This window comes from Micromonospora sp. BS32, from assembly GCF_059089345.1.
On sequence record NZ_JBSSHR010000002.1, the window covers coordinates 429684 to 444450 of the forward strand.

At 70.6% G+C, this 14767-nt stretch carries 12 protein-coding genes; 6 read left to right on the forward strand and 6 right to left on the reverse strand.

Going from position 1 to position 14767, the window contains the following annotated elements; translation table 11 throughout:
• Positions 1 to 434: 434 nt before the first annotated feature.
• Positions 435 to 2192: a murein biosynthesis integral membrane protein MurJ gene (murJ, locus tag AC5RWQ_RS04785; protein ID WP_494281500.1), complete on the reverse strand. Its 1758-nt coding sequence runs from the start codon at positions 2190 to 2192 to the stop codon at positions 435 to 437.
• 128 nt (positions 2193 to 2320) lie between these two features.
• Between murJ and AC5RWQ_RS04790 the strand changes: the two genes are divergently transcribed.
• Positions 2321 to 3784, forward strand: coding sequence for a CCA tRNA nucleotidyltransferase (locus AC5RWQ_RS04790; RefSeq protein WP_494281501.1), 1464 nt, complete (start codon positions 2321 to 2323; stop codon positions 3782 to 3784).
• A 180-nt stretch (positions 3785 to 3964) separates the two neighbouring features.
• Here the strand turns inward: AC5RWQ_RS04790 and AC5RWQ_RS04795 are convergent, their stop codons facing one another.
• The 3 genes from AC5RWQ_RS04795 to AC5RWQ_RS04805 form a co-directional block, all read right to left on the reverse strand.
• Entirely contained in the window at positions 3965 to 4384 is a 420-nt protein-coding gene (locus AC5RWQ_RS04795) for a hypothetical protein (RefSeq protein ID WP_494281502.1), read from the reverse strand.
• Positions 4385 to 4546: 162 nt separating this feature from the next.
• Positions 4547 to 6049 carry a flotillin family protein gene (locus tag AC5RWQ_RS04800; RefSeq protein WP_494281503.1) on the reverse strand — a complete coding sequence of 501 codons (1503 nt, stop codon included), beginning with the start codon at positions 6047 to 6049 and terminating at the stop codon, positions 4547 to 4549.
• 28 nt (positions 6050 to 6077) lie between these two features.
• A complete protein-coding gene (locus AC5RWQ_RS04805) occupies positions 6078 to 6599 on the reverse strand; it encodes an NfeD C-terminal domain-containing protein (RefSeq protein WP_494281630.1) in 522 nt (173 codons plus the stop codon).
• 145 nt (positions 6600 to 6744) lie between these two features.
• Between AC5RWQ_RS04805 and AC5RWQ_RS04810 the strand changes: the two genes are divergently transcribed.
• From AC5RWQ_RS04810 to AC5RWQ_RS04820, 3 genes are all read left to right on the forward strand, one after another.
• Positions 6745 to 7224: a methylated-DNA--[protein]-cysteine S-methyltransferase gene (locus AC5RWQ_RS04810; RefSeq protein WP_334492414.1), complete on the forward strand. Its 480-nt coding sequence runs from the start codon at positions 6745 to 6747 to the stop codon at positions 7222 to 7224.
• Positions 7225 to 7328: 104 nt separating this feature from the next.
• Positions 7329 to 8243 carry a hypothetical protein gene (locus tag AC5RWQ_RS04815; RefSeq protein ID WP_494281504.1) on the forward strand — a complete coding sequence of 305 codons (915 nt, stop codon included), beginning with the start codon at positions 7329 to 7331 and terminating at the stop codon, positions 8241 to 8243.
• A 184-nt stretch (positions 8244 to 8427) separates the two neighbouring features.
• The gene (locus AC5RWQ_RS04820; RefSeq protein ID WP_494281505.1) at positions 8428 to 9330 is read left to right on the forward strand and encodes a hypothetical protein; all 903 of its coding nucleotides are present in this window, start codon (positions 8428 to 8430) and stop codon (positions 9328 to 9330) included.
• A gap of 73 nt (positions 9331 to 9403) precedes the next feature.
• On the opposite strand, the gene AC5RWQ_RS04825 is transcribed toward AC5RWQ_RS04820, so the two are convergent.
• On the reverse strand, positions 9404 to 10483 hold the full coding sequence (locus tag AC5RWQ_RS04825) for an inositol-3-phosphate synthase (RefSeq protein WP_494281506.1): 1080 nt from the start codon (positions 10481 to 10483) through the stop codon (positions 9404 to 9406).
• Positions 10484 to 10506: 23 nt separating this feature from the next.
• Positions 10507 to 11145 carry a PadR family transcriptional regulator gene (locus AC5RWQ_RS04830; RefSeq protein ID WP_494281507.1) on the reverse strand — a complete coding sequence of 213 codons (639 nt, stop codon included), beginning with the start codon at positions 11143 to 11145 and terminating at the stop codon, positions 10507 to 10509.
• 174 nt (positions 11146 to 11319) lie between these two features.
• On the opposite strand from AC5RWQ_RS04830, the gene AC5RWQ_RS04835 reads away from it, so the two are divergent.
• Positions 11320 to 11778, forward strand: coding sequence for a DUF5318 domain-containing protein (locus AC5RWQ_RS04835; RefSeq protein WP_494281508.1), 459 nt, complete (start codon positions 11320 to 11322; stop codon positions 11776 to 11778).
• A 185-nt stretch (positions 11779 to 11963) separates the two neighbouring features.
• Positions 11964 to 14765, forward strand: a complete 2802-nt coding sequence (locus tag AC5RWQ_RS04840) for a transglycosylase domain-containing protein (RefSeq protein ID WP_494281509.1) — start codon at positions 11964 to 11966, stop codon at positions 14763 to 14765.
• Positions 14766 to 14767 lie beyond the last annotated feature (2 nt).

Here is a 14767-nt window from a genome sequence, read left to right on the forward strand (position 1 = left end):
CCGCCTTCGAAGGAACCGGCAATGGTGCCGACGCGGGCGCCGGCCGTCTGCCGTATCCGTCGAGAGCGACCTTACCCGGACTGCCCGTCATCCCGACATGTCATCTTCCCGCCGCGCCCGGCGGACCATCCGAATGTTGGGTAATTGTCCGGTCGTGGCCGTTCTCGCCCACGTTGCTGGCACATGTACTGGCCAATCTAGAGGTTCACCACAAGCCTCCGGCGCCCGGGCCAGCCCGGGCGCCGCCGACCGGCGACATCGGATCAGGTTCCCCCCGAACAGCCGGCCATGCTCATCCGTACGGTTGGTTGTCCACAGGCCGATTCGGTTGCTCACCGGGGAAACGCGGAGTTATCCACAGGCGTGTCCCCAGGCTGGTGATCCTCGTTCACACTGCGTGCCGACCGCCCTCGGCCGACCCCGTCGCGCCCGACTCAGCGGCCCAGGCGCCGGCGGACCATCCCGACCACCTCGGTGATCTCGCCGATCCGCAGCACCATGGCCAGCCCGAGATAGGTCAGCCCGATCACCGCGCCACCGATCACCAGCTGGACCACCCCGGCCAGCCAGCTCAGGTTCGCCGGGTCGCCCGGCAGCAGGTTCACCACCACCAGGCCGACCAGCGCCGCCCCGAGCGCGGCGACGACCACCTTGCCCATGGTGCGCATGATGCCGCCCAGCCCGATCCGGCCCACCTTGGGGCGGAGCAGCAGCGCCGAGATGACCGCTGCGGCCACGTACGAGATGGCATTGCCGAGCATCATGCCGGCCGCCGCGAACGTGGCCGAGAAGGCGATGAAGAGCCCCACCTGCAGCAGCACCCGCAACGCCACCACCGGGATGTTGACCAGCGCCGGGGTGCGGGTGTCCGGCAGGGCATAGAAGGCGAAGGTGAAGAGCTGGCTGATCGCGAACGGAACCAGGCCCACCGCGGCGACCAGCAGGACGGTGGAGGTGGCCACGGCGTCGTCGCCGCTGAACGCGCCGTACCGGAAGACGACCACGGAGATCGGGCCGGCCAGCACCGCGTAGCAGACCGCGATCGGGGCGAGCACCGCGGTGACCATCCGGGTGCCTCGGGACAGGTCCGCGGTGACGTCCCGGAAACGCCCGTCCGCGGCGGCGGCGCTCATCCGGGGCATCAGCGCGGTGATGATCGAGACGGCGATGATGCCGTGCGCCATCATCAGCAGCAGGAAGACGTTGTTGTAGATCAGGATGCCGGCCCGCGTCTCGCCGTCGCCGTTCTTGCCGGCGGCCCGGGTGAGCAGGTTGACCACCACGAAGAGGCCGAGCTGGTTGACCGCGACGTAGCAGAACATCCACGCGCCGAGCTTCGCCAGCTCACGCAGCCCCAGCTCGCGGAAGTCGAACCGCCACTTCCAGCGGAAGCCCACCTTGCGCAGCGCCGGCAGCAGGCCGGCGCTCTGCACCGCCACGCCGAGCAGGGTGCCGCCACCGACCAGCAGGATCCGCTCCCAGCCCAGCTGCCCGGGCTGGAGGGCCTTCGCCCCGTACACCAGGATGTAGAGGCCGAAGGTGCCGATGACCACCAGGTTGTTCAGGATCGGCGCCCACATCGGCGCGGCGAAGTGCCCCCGGGTGTTCAGCACCGCGGCGATCAGCGCGCTGAGGCCGGTGAAGAAGAGCATCGGCAGCATCAGGTAGGACAGGTTGGTGACCAGGCCCCGGTAGTCGTCGTCCTTGCCGCTGGCGTAGAGCAGGGTCAGCACCGGGGCGAGGATCACCGCGATCAGGGCGGCCGCCGCCAGCGCGATCACCGCCAGGGTGAGCAGCCGCTGGGCGTACGCCTCACCGTGGTCCGGGTCCGCCCGGCGGCGCCGGACCAGTACCGGGATCAGCACGCTGGTCAGCACCCCGCCGAGCAGGAACTCGTAGACCTGGTTCGGCAGGAACTGGGCGGTCGTGAAGGCGTCGCCGACCAGGCTGCCGAGCGCGGCGCCGATCATCAGGTTCCGGATGAACCCGGTACCCCGGCTGATCAGGCTGCCGACCGCCATCACCGCGCTGTTCGCCGCGGCACTGGTCTCGCCGACCACCTCCGGCGGCGGCGCGGTCGCCTCCACCGCTGGCTGGTTCAGCGGCTCGGCCGAGATGAACGTCGCCTCATCCGTCGGCGGAATGGCGCCGTCGGGCGTGGCGTTCGCGCTGCGGTAGAGCCCGCCGCTCATCTCCAGCCTCCAAGGGGTACGTCGGCGCCGGAGGACCGGTCCGCACGCTCAAGACCTTAGTCAACGGTCACCGCATACCCGCGCCCGGCGGACCAGATCCCGCCCCGGCCCGATAGGCTGGCGATCCCATGTCCGAAGCTGCCTCCGAATCCCACGCCGCCGACCGCCGCGAGCTCACCGCCGCGCAGCGCAACGCGGTCGCCGAGCTGCTCCGCGTCTCGCCGGTCGCCGACGAGCTCGGCCGCCGGTTCGCCGACGCCGGGCACGAGTTGCACCTGGTGGGCGGATCGGTCCGCGACGCCCTGCTCGGCCGGCTCGGCGACGACCTCGACTTCTGCACCGACGCGCACCCCGACCAGACGCTGCGGATCCTCCGGGGCTGGGCCGAGTCGATCTGGGAGACCGGCCGGGAGTTCGGCACCATCGGGGCCCAGCGCGACGGCCTGCAGCTGGAGATCACCACCTTCCGCGCCGAGGCGTACGACCAGGTCAGCCGGAACCCGATCGTGGTGTACGGCACCAACCTCACCGACGACCTGAAGCGGCGCGACTTCACCATCAACGCGATGGCGGTCAGCCTCCCCGACCACCGCTTCACCGACCCGTACGGCGGCCTGGACGACCTCGCCGCCAAGGTGGTCCGTACCCCGGGCACGCCGCGGGAGTCGTTCGGCGACGACCCGCTGCGGATGCTGCGCGCGGCCCGGTTCGCCGCGCAGCTCTGCTTCGCCGTCCACCCCGACGTGCGCGAGGCGATGGGCCGGATGGCCGCCGACCTGGACCGGATCACCGCCGAGCGGATCCGTGACGAGTTCACCAAGCTGCTCTGCGGCGCCGACCCGATCACCGGGCTGCGGTTGCTGGTCGACACCGGGCTGGCCGAGCGCTTCCTGCCCGAGCTGACCGGGCTCAAGCTGGAGATCGACGAGCACGCCCAGCACAAGGACGTCTACGAGCACACCCTCACCGTGGTCAGCAACGTGGTGTCGTACGAGACCGACGGCTGCGACTTCGTGCTCCGGATGGCCGCGCTCATGCACGACGTCGGCAAGCCGGCCACCAAGGCGGTCGGTACGGACGGCCGGGTCAGCTTCCACCACCACGAGGTGGTCGGCGCCCGGCTCACCAAGGCCCGGATGAAGGCCATGCGGTACCCGAAGGACGTCACCTCGCAGGTCACCAGGCTGGTCGGCCTGCACCTGCGCTTCTACGGCTACGGCCGGGGCGAGTGGACCGACTCGGCGGTGCGCCGGTACGTCACCGACGCCGAGGACCTGCTGCCCCGGCTGCACAAGCTGACCCGTTCGGACTGCACCACCCGCAACCGGCGCAAGGCGGCCCAGCTCGCGGCCGACTACGACGCGCTGGAGGAGCGGATCGCTCGGATCGCCGCCGAGGAGGACCTGGCCCGGGTCCGTCCCGACCTCGACGGCAACGCGATCATGGAGCTGCTCGGCCTACCGCCGGGTCCACTGGTCGGTCGGGCCTGGCAGTACCTCAAGGAGTTGCGCCTGGAGCGCGGCCCGCTGGACCGTGAAGAGGCGGAGGCGGCCCTGCTGAGCTGGGCTCGGGAGCAGGGCGTCCTCGGCTGAGGCCGGCCGTCTCGGCACCGGCGAGAAGTTCGTCGTCGCGGTCATCTGACCGTCCGAACAACGGCGCCCGCCGGAGTCCCCAGCAGGGGAAACCGGCGGACGCCGTCGGTTCTACGGATGACGGTGCCGGCCGCGTCGGACGGACGCCCGAAGGGTCCGCCCGGCCTGCGCCGCCTCACCTCAGTAGGCGATGTGCCCGGCTGGATAGGTGCCGTAGTCAGCAGCAGCGAAATCGAGTTCCACGCGGAACCGCGTGCCGTCCTGCACGGTGCTGGCGATGACCAGCCAGTTGCCGGAGCCGTCGTAGCGCTTCCAGCTGTTGCAGTAGCCGGCGCTGGTGAAGCAGACCCGGACGTAGCCGGTGAAGGACTCCTTGCCCAGGCGGAAGTTGATGTCAGCACAGCGGCTGGATGTCGTGTAGTAGCCGGTCGACGACGGGAAGAACTGGTTGGCGGAGCCGGCCTGATTGGCCCACCACTGCACGGCTCCGTCGTAGCAGGTGCTGGCGTACGCCGGCAGCGCTGGGGCGACCGCCAACGGGGCACCGAGTGCCGCTGCGGCCAGCAGTCGAACAAGCTTCCTTGAACCGGGCTTCTTCATGGGATCCTCCAAGAGCGACGAAGGGGAGGTCCGGCGTCCCGTACCTGTGCCGCGCGGCAGTGCTGATCTTCGTTCAGCGTGATCGGGATGCTAGCAACGATCGGCGCATGCAGGTGTCCCGATGAGAGGCCGTCTCACGCCGCATGGAATCGACTGCCGGGGTCAGTCTTCGACACCTCCCTCGACCGTCCTCCGGCCGTTCGTGGGCGCGCCGCCCAGCTTGGCGAGCAGCCCGGTCAGGTCGATGCCGGTGAGGTCGCTGCCGAGCTGGAGGCCCTGCGCCACGTTGCCGGCCACCGACTTGGTCAGCGACGAGGCGCCGTCGGTCGAGATGACGGTCATCTTGTCGATCGCGCCGATCGGGGCGCTGGCCGCCTCGACCACCTGCGGCAGCACCTTGACCAGCAGGTCCAGCACCGCGGCCTCGCCGTACGCGGCGAACGCCTCGGCCTTGCGGGCCATCGCCTCGGCCTCGGCCTGCCCCTTGGCCAGGATGGCCGCCGCCTCGGCCTGACCCTCCCGCTCGACCGCGTCGGCGATCGCGGTACGCCGGCGCTGCTCGGCCTCACCCTCCTTGGCGCCCTCGATCGCGTTCGCCTCGGCCAGCGCGGCCCGGCGGGCCCGCTCACCCTCACCGGTGAGCCGGGCCTGCTCGGCCTCGGCCTGGGCGGCCGCGATGGTGGCCTGCCGCCGCGCGTCGGCGTTCAGCACCGCCGCGTTGCGCGCCGCCTCCGCCTCCTGCTCGACCTTGTACCGGGCGGCGTCGGCCGGCTTGCGCACCTCGGTGTCGAGCTGGCGCTGCTTGAGCTCGGCGTTGCGCTCGGCCACCTTCTGCTGCTCGGAGAGGATCGCCTGGTCCCGCTCGGCCTGGGCGAGTGGCCCGGCCGCCGCCGACCGCGCCTTGGCGGCGTCGATCTCGGCCTGGATGCCGGCCTGCTTGAGGGAGAGGTTCCGGTTGGCCTCGGCGATCGCCTCCTCGGCGAGCAGCCGCTCCTGCTCGGCCTGCTGCCGGGCGCGGGCCTCGGCGATCGCGGCGTCCTTGAGCACCCGGGCCGCCTCCGGCCGGCCGAGGTCCTGCAGGTAGGAGCCCTCGGCCAGGATGTCCTGGAGCTGGAAGGTGTCCAGCACCAGCCCCTGGTTGGTCATCGAGTGCTCGGCTTCCTCGGCGACGGCGCTGGCGAACGCCGCCCGGTCCCGGATGACCTCCTCGACGGTGAGCCGGCCGACGATCGAGCGGAGCGCGCCGGCGAGCACCTCCCGGGTGAAGTTGTCGATCTCGGCCTGCTGGTGCAGGAACCGCTGGGCGGCGGCCCGGATCGCGTCCTCGGTGCCGCCCACCTTGACGATTGCGACACCGTGCAGGTCGGCGCGGATGCCCTGCTTGCTGACCGCGCCCCGGATGCCCACGTCGATCCGCCGGCTGGACAGGTCGAGCGACTGGAGCTTCTGCACCACCGGCAGGACGAAGACCGAGGCGCCGAGCACGACCTTCTGGCCGGACGTGTCGGTGGAGCGGCCCCCGTCGGCGGTCTGCGTGGTCCGGCCCTTCCGCCCGGTCACGATGAACGCCTCGTTGGGCCCGGCCACCTTGATCCGGGAGAGCACGAAAAGCACGAGGACGAGGACCAGGAGGACCGCGCCGCCGATGGCGATGACGAGGAACATGGGCAGACTTCCGTCTCTGCGAGGGGGTTCAGTAGGACTCGACGTGGACGCTGGTCTCGCTCAGCGCCTGGACCACGAAGATCCGCGCGCCGACCGGGATCGGGTGGTCGGCGCGGGCGTTGAGCTTCACCGGCTGGCCGGCGACGCGCACCCGCACCTCGCCGTAGCCGGTGGCGGGCACCGGGGTGACCACCAGGCCGATCGCTCCGACCAGGTCGTCGCGGGTGGGGGTGGCGTCGGTACGCATGTTCCGCGCCGCCCGGCTCAGTCGGGTCGCCAGCCACGCGGTCGGCACGGCGGCGAGGGCGCCGCCGGCCACCGCCGCCGCGATCATCCCCGGGGTACGCCCGCCCAGCAGTTCGTTGACGATCGCGGCGCCGAAGCCGAACGCGCCGAGGAAGCCGGTGACCGCCTCGACCGAGACCGGACCGTCGAGATCGGGGTGACCGAAGTGGAGGAGTTCGGCGCCGAGCAGGGAGAGCGCCAGCACGGCGACACCCGCTCCACCGATGATCAGAAAGATGAGCGTCCCCGTGGCCACGACCTGCACGGTATCGACGTGCCGCAACTGTTCACCCGGTCATTTCGGCGCGATGGACACTGTCCGGTCGGTCAGTTCCGGCCGGACTGACGATCCGGCGGGGTCACCTCCCCGGGGTCGGCGGGGTGTCGGAGCGGTCGGGAAGAATGGCGGCATGCGTTGGACCGTGCTCGACTCGCCGATCGGCGAGTTCTCCGTGGCCACCGACGCCGAGGCGGTCCGCGGCGCGCACTTCGGCCGGGTGGAGTCGGCGGCCGACCAGCCCGGTGACGCGCTGGCCCGGCGCGCGGTCGACGAGCTGCGGGCCTACTTCGCCGGCGAGCTGACCGAGTTCGGCGTACCGGTGGCGGTGCTCCGCGGGTCGGACTTCGAGCGGGCGGTGTGGCGGGAGATGACCCGCATCCCGTACGGGGAGACGCTGACCTACGGGGAGGTGGCCCGCCGGGTGGGTGACGCCGGTGCTGCGCGGGCGGTCGGGGTGGCCTGCAACCGCAACCCGATCCCGGTGATCGTCCCGTGTCACCGGATCGTCGGCGCCGGCGGAAAGCTGGTCGGGTTCGGCGGCGGGCTGCCGCGCAAGGTGCGGCTGCTGGAGCTGGAGGCCGGGGTGGCCCTGCGACGGGCCTGGTCCTGACTGCCGAAAATAACTGGTCGCCGACTGCAACCCGACGACGCGGCGGCACGTTCCCTCGACATATGGAAGCCTCGATCACTTCGCGACCGCACGGGGGAACCACTGTGAGCAACGACCAGGACCAGACCGTCAACCGTCGCCGGCTGCTGCGCCGGGCCGGCACCGTCGCGGCCGGCATCGCCGGCACCGCCGCGGTGGGCGCCGCGACCGCCGCCCCGGCCCAGGCCGATCAGGGCCAGCCGGTGGTGCAGGGCGTCACCAACAACTCCGGCGGCTCCTCGACCACCGTGCAGAACGCCGTCACCTCCAGCGCCGCGCTGCGGCTGGCGAACACCGCCACCGGCACCGACCCGTTCGGAAACACCACCGCCGGCCCTGCCCTGCGGCTTGCGCCCGCCGGTGACATCATCTCCGAGGTCGCCGAGGTCGGCTCGGTGTCGATGAGCCAGGACGGCACGATCTGGGCGGTCACCGGCGCGGACGGGGACTACCGGTTCCGCGACTACCTGCGGACGGACTTCAACTCGAACAGCCTGGTGCCGGTCGTTCCGCAGCGGGTGATCGACACGCGGACCGCGGCCGGGCGGAACCGGATCATGAACCCGTCCGGCAACCTGGACAGTTCCGGGCGGCTGCTGGCCGGCAAGACCATCCAGGTCAGCCTGGAGGACTTCGTCTTCCTGGGCCAGGCCGTCTACGGCAACCTGACGGTGACCGGTCCGCTCCAGGCCGGCTTCGTGACGGTCTTCCCGTACCCGGGCGCGGTGCCGGCGGCCTCCACGATCAACTTCCAGGCCAACCAGACCCTGTCCAACTTCTTCCTCAGCGGTATCACCCCGCTCGGTGACTGGGTCGCCATCTACGCCCAGCGGACCACCCACGTGATCCTCGACGCGACCGCGTTCGTGGTCGCCTCCGGTCAGGTCAACCCGGCGATCCTGCCCGCCGACGGTGAACTGGCCGCGCAGGACCCGCGGGCGAGGATCGCCAGCCGGAGCAAGCCGTCCTGGGCGAAGTAGAGCCACGTACGTCACGAAGGGGTCAGGTCCGCGCGGACCTGACCCCTTCGCGGTGGTCGGCACCCGACCTCGCCGTCGCCGGGCCTGGTCGTGGCGGACGGACCGATCGGTCGATGTGGCCTCCGTCGATTCCCGCCATCATCGACGGACGCTATCCACGTCATCGATCACACGGGGGATCATCATGACTGAGAACGAGGACAGGGCCGTCAACCGCCGCCGCCTGCTGCGCCGGGCCGGCACCGTCGCCGCCGGCCTCGCCGGCACCGCGGCGGTGGGTGCCGCCACCGCTAGCCCGGCCCAGGCGGCGCCGGGTGATCCGGTGCTCCAGGGCCAGGTCAACGAGGCCGGCGTCCCCAGCACCGTGCTGCGCAGTTCGAACCTCGGCTTCGCCACCCTGCGCGTGGAGAACGCCAAGGTCGAGGAGCAGGACGGGGTGCGGTACGTGGGTCCGCAACTCTGCCTCACCCCGGCCGGGGATCGGCCGTCGGACAAGGCCGAGATGGGCTCCCTCACCATGACGGAGGACGGCACGCTCTGGGCCGCGTCCGTCAACTACGGCGTCGAGACCTACTCGGCGTACGTGCGAACCGAGATCAACTCCAACAGCCTGGTGCCGGTCGTCCCGCAGCGCGCGATCGACACCCGCACGTCGGCCGGGCGGGCCCGGATCGCGAATCCGAGCGGCAACCTGGACAGCTCCGGTCGGCTGCTGGCCGGCAAGACCATCCAGATCCACCTGGCGGATTTCGCCTACGGCTTCGACGCCGTCTACGGCAACCTGACGGTGACCGGCGCGCTGCAGGGCGGCTTCGTGACCGTCTTCCCGAAGCCGGGCCCGGTGCCGACGGCCGCGACGATCAACTTCCAGGCGAACCAGACCCTGTCCAACTTCTTCGTCAGCGGGGCCGCCTACAGCACGTCCGGGCAGTGGATCTCGGTCTACGCCCAGCGGACCACCCACGTGATCATCGACATCACCGCCTTCGCGCTCGCCAGTGGTGAGGTCAACCCGGCCATCCTGCCGGTCAGCGCCGGACTGGCGTCGGAGGCCGCACCCAAGCCGTCCTGGGCGACGAAGAAGTAACACCGCGTACGCGACGAGGGGCCCGGATCCGTACGGACCCGGGCCCCTCGTCGGCGCTGATGTGTCAGCGGACCTAGCGCTCGACCTCGCCCTTGATGAAGGACTCGACGGCGGCGTGCGCGTCGTGGTCGGCGTACTGCACCGGCGGGGACTTCATGAAGTACGACGAGGCCGACAGGATCGGGCCACCGATCTTGCGGTCCAGGGCGATCTTCGCGGCCCGGACGGCGTCGATGATGACACCGGCCGAGTTCGGGGAGTCCCACACCTCGAGCTTGAGCTCGGCGTTGAGCGGGGTGTCACCGAAGGAGCGGCCCTCCAGGCGGATGTAGGCCCACTTGCGGTCGTCCAGCCACGGCACGTGGTCCGACGGGCCGATGTGCACGTCGCTCTTGCTCATCTCGTGCGGAATCTGGGAGGTGACCGACTGGGTCTTCGAGATCTTCTTCGAGACCAGGCGGGTGCGCTCCAGCATGTTCATGAAGTCCATGTTGCCGCCGAAGTTGAGCTGGTACGTGCGCAGCAGCTCGACACCGCGGTCCTCGAAGAGCTTCGCCAGCGCGCGGTGCACGATGGTGGCGCCGACCTGGCTCTTGATGTCGTCGCCGACGATCGGCAGGCCCGCGTCCTCGAACTTCTTCGCCCACTCGGGGTCGGAGGCGATGAAGACCGGCAGGGCGTTCACGAACGCGCAACCGGCGTCGATGGCGGCCTGGGCGTAGAACTTGTCGGCCTGCTCGGAGCCGACCGGCAGGTAGGAGACGACCACGTCGACCTGCGCGTCGCGCAGCGCCTGGGCCACGTCGACCGGCTCGGCGTCCGACTCCTCGACGATCTCGCGGTAGTACTGACCCAGACCGTCGAAGGTCGGGCCGCGCTGCACGCTGACGCCGGTCGGCGGCACGTCGCAGAGCTTGATGGTGTTGTTCTCGCTGGCGACGATCGCCTCCGCGAGGTCCATGCCCACCTTCTTGGCGTCCACGTCGAACGCCGCGACAAACTCCACGTCCGATACGTGGTAGTCGCCGAAGGTGACGTGCATGAGACCCGGGACGCGGTCGTTCGGGTCGGCGTTGCGGTAGTACTCCACTCCCTGCACGAGGGACGAGGCGCAGTTACCCACACCGACGATGGCGACGCGGACGGAGCCCATAGCGTCTGCCTCCTTCTTCTTCATCACGGCCGCTCTTTCCTGGACGTTCCAGGCGGGGGCGGGCTGTTGTCTTCTCGTCGGCCGCCGGCCGTCCCGGCTTGCGGGACTGTCGGGGCACGGCCGGAGCGCTCGTTGGCGATGAGCTCCTCCAGCCAGCGGACCTCGCGCTCACAGGCGTCGAGCCCGTGGCGTTGCAGTTCCAGGGTGTACGCGTCGAGGCGCTCGGCCGCGCGGCCCAGCACGTCACGAAGTCCTTCGCGACGCTCCTCGATCGTGCGGCGGCGACCCTCCAGGATGCGGAGTCGGGTCGCCTGGTCGGTCCGGGCGAAGAACGCGAAGTGCACGCCGAAGCCCGTGTCGTCGTACGTCTCGGGCCCGGCCTGCGCGATCAGCTGGCCGAAGCGTTCCTTGCCCTCCGCGGTGATTTTGTAGACCACCCGACCTCGCCGGCTGGTCAGGGCGGGAACCTCCTCGGCGGACGCGGGCGTCTCGGCGGCTTCGGTGATCCAGCCCGCCGCCTGCAACCTGCGCAGGGTCGGGTAGAGCGACCCGTAGCTGATCGCCGCCCGGATCGCGCCGAGCTTGGCCGTGAGCTCCTTGCGGAGTTCGTAGCCGTGCATCGGAGACTCCTGCAGGAGGCCGAGGATGGCGAGCTCGAGCACGGGCCATCCCTTCCTACCCCCGGCACGCGTCGTTAACCGCCGCGATGTATCGGACCGATACATCGCACGTTAGTACCTCACCAACCATCAGGGCAAACCCCCGTTCCGCGCCGCTCTCCTCACGCATCGTGACGGTGGTCGCCTGACCCGTTCGGACCGCGTACCCTTCACCGCATGCGTACGCAGCGCCAGGTGGTCGACTACTCGCTCCGGAAGCGAGCGGTGCTGCGTGAACTCCTGGCCGGCCGGGTCGGCACGTACGACGTCTGCGACGCCTCGCCGTACCTGAAGAACGCCGCCCGCTTCCACGGTGAGCCCACCGAGGAGCGCTGCCCGATCTGCCGGAGCGAGAACCTGACCCGCGTCCACTACATTTACGGCGACGAACTCCGCCAGTCCGCCGGCCAGGCGCGTACCTTGGCGGAGTTGCCCGCGTTGGCGATGACGCTGCGTGAGTTCCAGGTTTTCGTGGTGGAGGTTTGCCTCGGCTGCGACTGGAACCATCTCGTCGAGCAGTACCTGCTCGGCCGGGACGGGCTGGCCGAGGAGGGGTCCGAGTCTGGCACGGTGGGCGGCGTGACTGCCCCCGGCGTCGGCACGAACCATGGGCGAAGGCGAGAGGCGCAACGGTGAACCTGGCTGGACCGGTCGTACCCGGTGCCGTGATCGACGGGCACCCCGACCGACAGCCTGCTGGCCCGATTGGCCCGATTGATACCGATAGTGCAGCGCGCGACGGATCCTTCGCGCGTGTGTCAACTCACGGCAACCCGGTGGTGGCGCCCCCGCGTCCCACCGCGACCGGCAGGGTGTGAGGAATGAACTCGTACGGCGATCCCAGTTCCCCGCGTGCGCGGGCCCAGGTACCGGGCGCGAACGGCGGCTCCGGACCGGGCGGCGACGACCCGTACCGCCGCCCGGCGGGTGAGGCACGCGGCGCCGCGCCGGCCGGGCGGGCGTCGGTCGGCTCGCCGACGGGCCGGGCCTCGGCGGCGGTGCCGCCGCCGCGCGCGACGGGCGCGGCCGGGTCGGCCTCGGTCGGCCGGGCCGGCGGGGGTCGGGCCTCGGTGCCGGTCTCTCCGGCGGGACCGGGCGCGGCGGCCGGTCGGGCCGGCGCGGGTCGGGCCTCGGTGCCGGTCTCCCCGGCCCCGGGCCCCGCCGGTCGCGCATCGGTCGGGGTGGGTTCCGCCGGGCGGGCGAGCGTCGGCGCGGCTGCGGTCGGCTCGGCCGGCCGGGCCACGGTGGGCCGGGCCGGGATGTCGTCCTACCCCGGTGGCCCAGGCGGCCCCGGCGGCCCGAACGGGCCGGGGCGGGGCGGCTCCGGCGGCGGTCGCGGGCCGGGTGACCCGGCGGCGGCCGCTCGGGCGAAGAAGCGCAAGCGGATCAACATGATGATCGCCGGCTTCGCGGTCTTCATCATGCTCGCCGGCGTCGGCGTGGTCGGCTTCACCTACTACTCGACCACCGTGGTGCTGCCCAACGAGGTGCCGCTGCCGCTCTCCACGACCATCTACGCCAGCGACGGGAAGACATCGCTGGCGAAGCTCGGCAACGAGAACCGCACCTTCGTCACCATCCAGCAGATCCCGCCGCACGTGCAGCACGCGGTCGCCGCGGCCGAGGACCGGAACTTCTACGAGCACTCCGGCGTCGACTACAAGGGCATCGTCCGGGCCGCCTGGAACAACGTCTCGGGCGGCGACAAGCAGGGCGCCTCGACGATCACCCAGCAGTACGCCCGCAACGCCTACGACAACCTCAAGCAGGACACGTACGCGCGGAAGGTGAAGGAGGCGATCCTCGCCTCCAAGCTGAACGACGAGTACAGCAAAGACGAGATCATGCAGCACTACCTGAACGTGATCTACTTCGGGCGGGGCGCGTACGGCATCCAGGCGGCGGCGCAGACCTACTTCAAGACCGACGTCAGCAAACTCACCGTCGACCAGGCCGCGGTGCTCGCCGCGCTGATCAAGCAGCCGGAGCCGAGCGACACCCACCGGGGCTACGACCCGGCGATCAACCCGCAGGCCGCACAGGAGCGGTGGAACTACGTCCTGGAGGGCATGGTCACCAAGGGCTGGCTGGACGCGGCCAAACGGCCCACCGTCTACCCGACGAAGACCCTGCAGAAGCCCGTCGACCCCGGTTCCGGCTTCGGCGTGAAGAGCCCCCGGGGCAACGTGGTCAACTACGTCCGCGAGGAACTGGAGCAGTGGGGCATCTGCACCAACTCCAACGCGCCGGGCAAGCCGAGCTGCGTCGAGGAGTTGCGCGACGGCGGTTACAAGATCAAGACCACCATCAACCCCAAGATGCAGGACGCGGTGGAGAAGGCCGCCCGCCCCGACGCCAAGGGCTCCGTCTTCGACGGCCAGCCCAAGAACCTGATGTCGGCGGTGGTCTCGGTCGACCCGCGCAACGGCCGGGTGCTCGCCTACTACGGCGGTGACGACGGCACCGGCTACGACTACGCCGGCAAGAACACCGACAAGAACGGCGACCTGACCGGTGGTCACCCGCCGGGCTCGTCGTTCAAGGTCTACACCCTGGCCGCGGCGATCAACGCTGGCATCTCGATCAAGTCGCACTGGGACGCCACCCCGTTCAAGCCCGAGAACTTCGCCAACGAGGTGCAGAACGCCGGCCGCGACGTGACCAAGACCTGCGGCAAGTGGTGCACCCTCCAGTACTCCACCGTCCAGTCGTACAACGTGCCGTTCTTCCACGTCACCGAGAAGATCAAGCCGTCGACGGTGCTGGACATGGCCAAGCAGGCCGGCGTCACCACCATGTGGACGGTCGACCCGCCGAAGGCGTACGACCTGATGAAGAACGACTCGGCCGACCTCGCGCCGGAGAAGTTCGACCGGGTGGTCGGCTACGGCCAGTACCCGATCACGGTGCTCGACCACGCCAACGGCCTCGCCACGCTCGCCAACGGCGGCAAGTACAACAAGGCCCACTTCGTGCTCAGCGTGGAGAAGCAGAACACCGATTCCGGCAAGTGGGAGAAGGTGCCGGGCACCGGCGAGAAGCTCAGCCCGCAGCAGCGCATCCGCAAGGACGTCGCCGACGAGGTCACCGGCGTGCTCAAGGAGATCCCCGGCAAGAACCACGCCGCGCTGGACGACGGCCGGGACGCCGCCGGCAAGACCGGTACCTGGGAGTACAACGGCACGAAGCACAACGCGCACGCCTGGATGGTGGGCTACACGCCGGAGATCGCCACCGCGGTCTGGGTGGGCAGCCGCGACGTCAAGAAGCCGATCATCCAGGACGAGAACGGCAAGGACGTCGGCGGCAGCATGTTCCCCGCGAAGCTGTGGAAGCGGTACATGGACAACGCGCTCTCCATCGCCGGGGTGGACCCCGACGCCGACAAGATCGAGGACCCGACCGGGATGGGCGACGAGGATGCCGGTAACGGCGTCGAGCCGGCCGCGCCGCCGCCGCCGCCCACCCAGCCGCAGGACTGCGGCCCGCTCGGCCTGTTCTGCCCGCAGGTGCCCAACGGTGGCGGCAACCAGGGCCCGGACAACCCGACCGATCCCCGGCCGGGCGGCGGCGGTAACGGCGGCGGCATCCTGCCGACCCTGCCGCCCCGCACCCGGGAGTAGCA

Excerpts from the sequence above, each read along its gene's own strand:
- murJ (WP_494281500.1), bottom strand. The coding sequence starts at position 2,192 with ATGAGCGGCGGGCTCTACCGCAGCGCGAACGCCACGCCCGACGGCGCC.
- AC5RWQ_RS04790 (WP_494281501.1), top strand. The coding sequence starts at position 2,321 with ATGTCCGAAGCTGCCTCCGAATCCCACGCCGCCGACCGCCGCGAGCTC.
- AC5RWQ_RS04795 (WP_494281502.1), bottom strand. The coding sequence starts at position 4,384 with ATGAAGAAGCCCGGTTCAAGGAAGCTTGTTCGACTGCTGGCCGCAGCG.
- AC5RWQ_RS04800 (WP_494281503.1), bottom strand. The coding sequence starts at position 6,049 with ATGTTCCTCGTCATCGCCATCGGCGGCGCGGTCCTCCTGGTCCTCGTC.
- AC5RWQ_RS04810 (WP_334492414.1), top strand. The coding sequence starts at position 6,745 with ATGCGTTGGACCGTGCTCGACTCGCCGATCGGCGAGTTCTCCGTGGCC.
- AC5RWQ_RS04820 (WP_494281505.1), top strand. The coding sequence starts at position 8,428 with ATGACTGAGAACGAGGACAGGGCCGTCAACCGCCGCCGCCTGCTGCGC.
- AC5RWQ_RS04825 (WP_494281506.1), bottom strand. The coding sequence starts at position 10,483 with ATGGGCTCCGTCCGCGTCGCCATCGTCGGTGTGGGTAACTGCGCCTCG.
- AC5RWQ_RS04835 (WP_494281508.1), top strand. The coding sequence starts at position 11,320 with ATGCGTACGCAGCGCCAGGTGGTCGACTACTCGCTCCGGAAGCGAGCG.
- AC5RWQ_RS04840 (WP_494281509.1), top strand. The coding sequence starts at position 11,964 with ATGAACTCGTACGGCGATCCCAGTTCCCCGCGTGCGCGGGCCCAGGTA.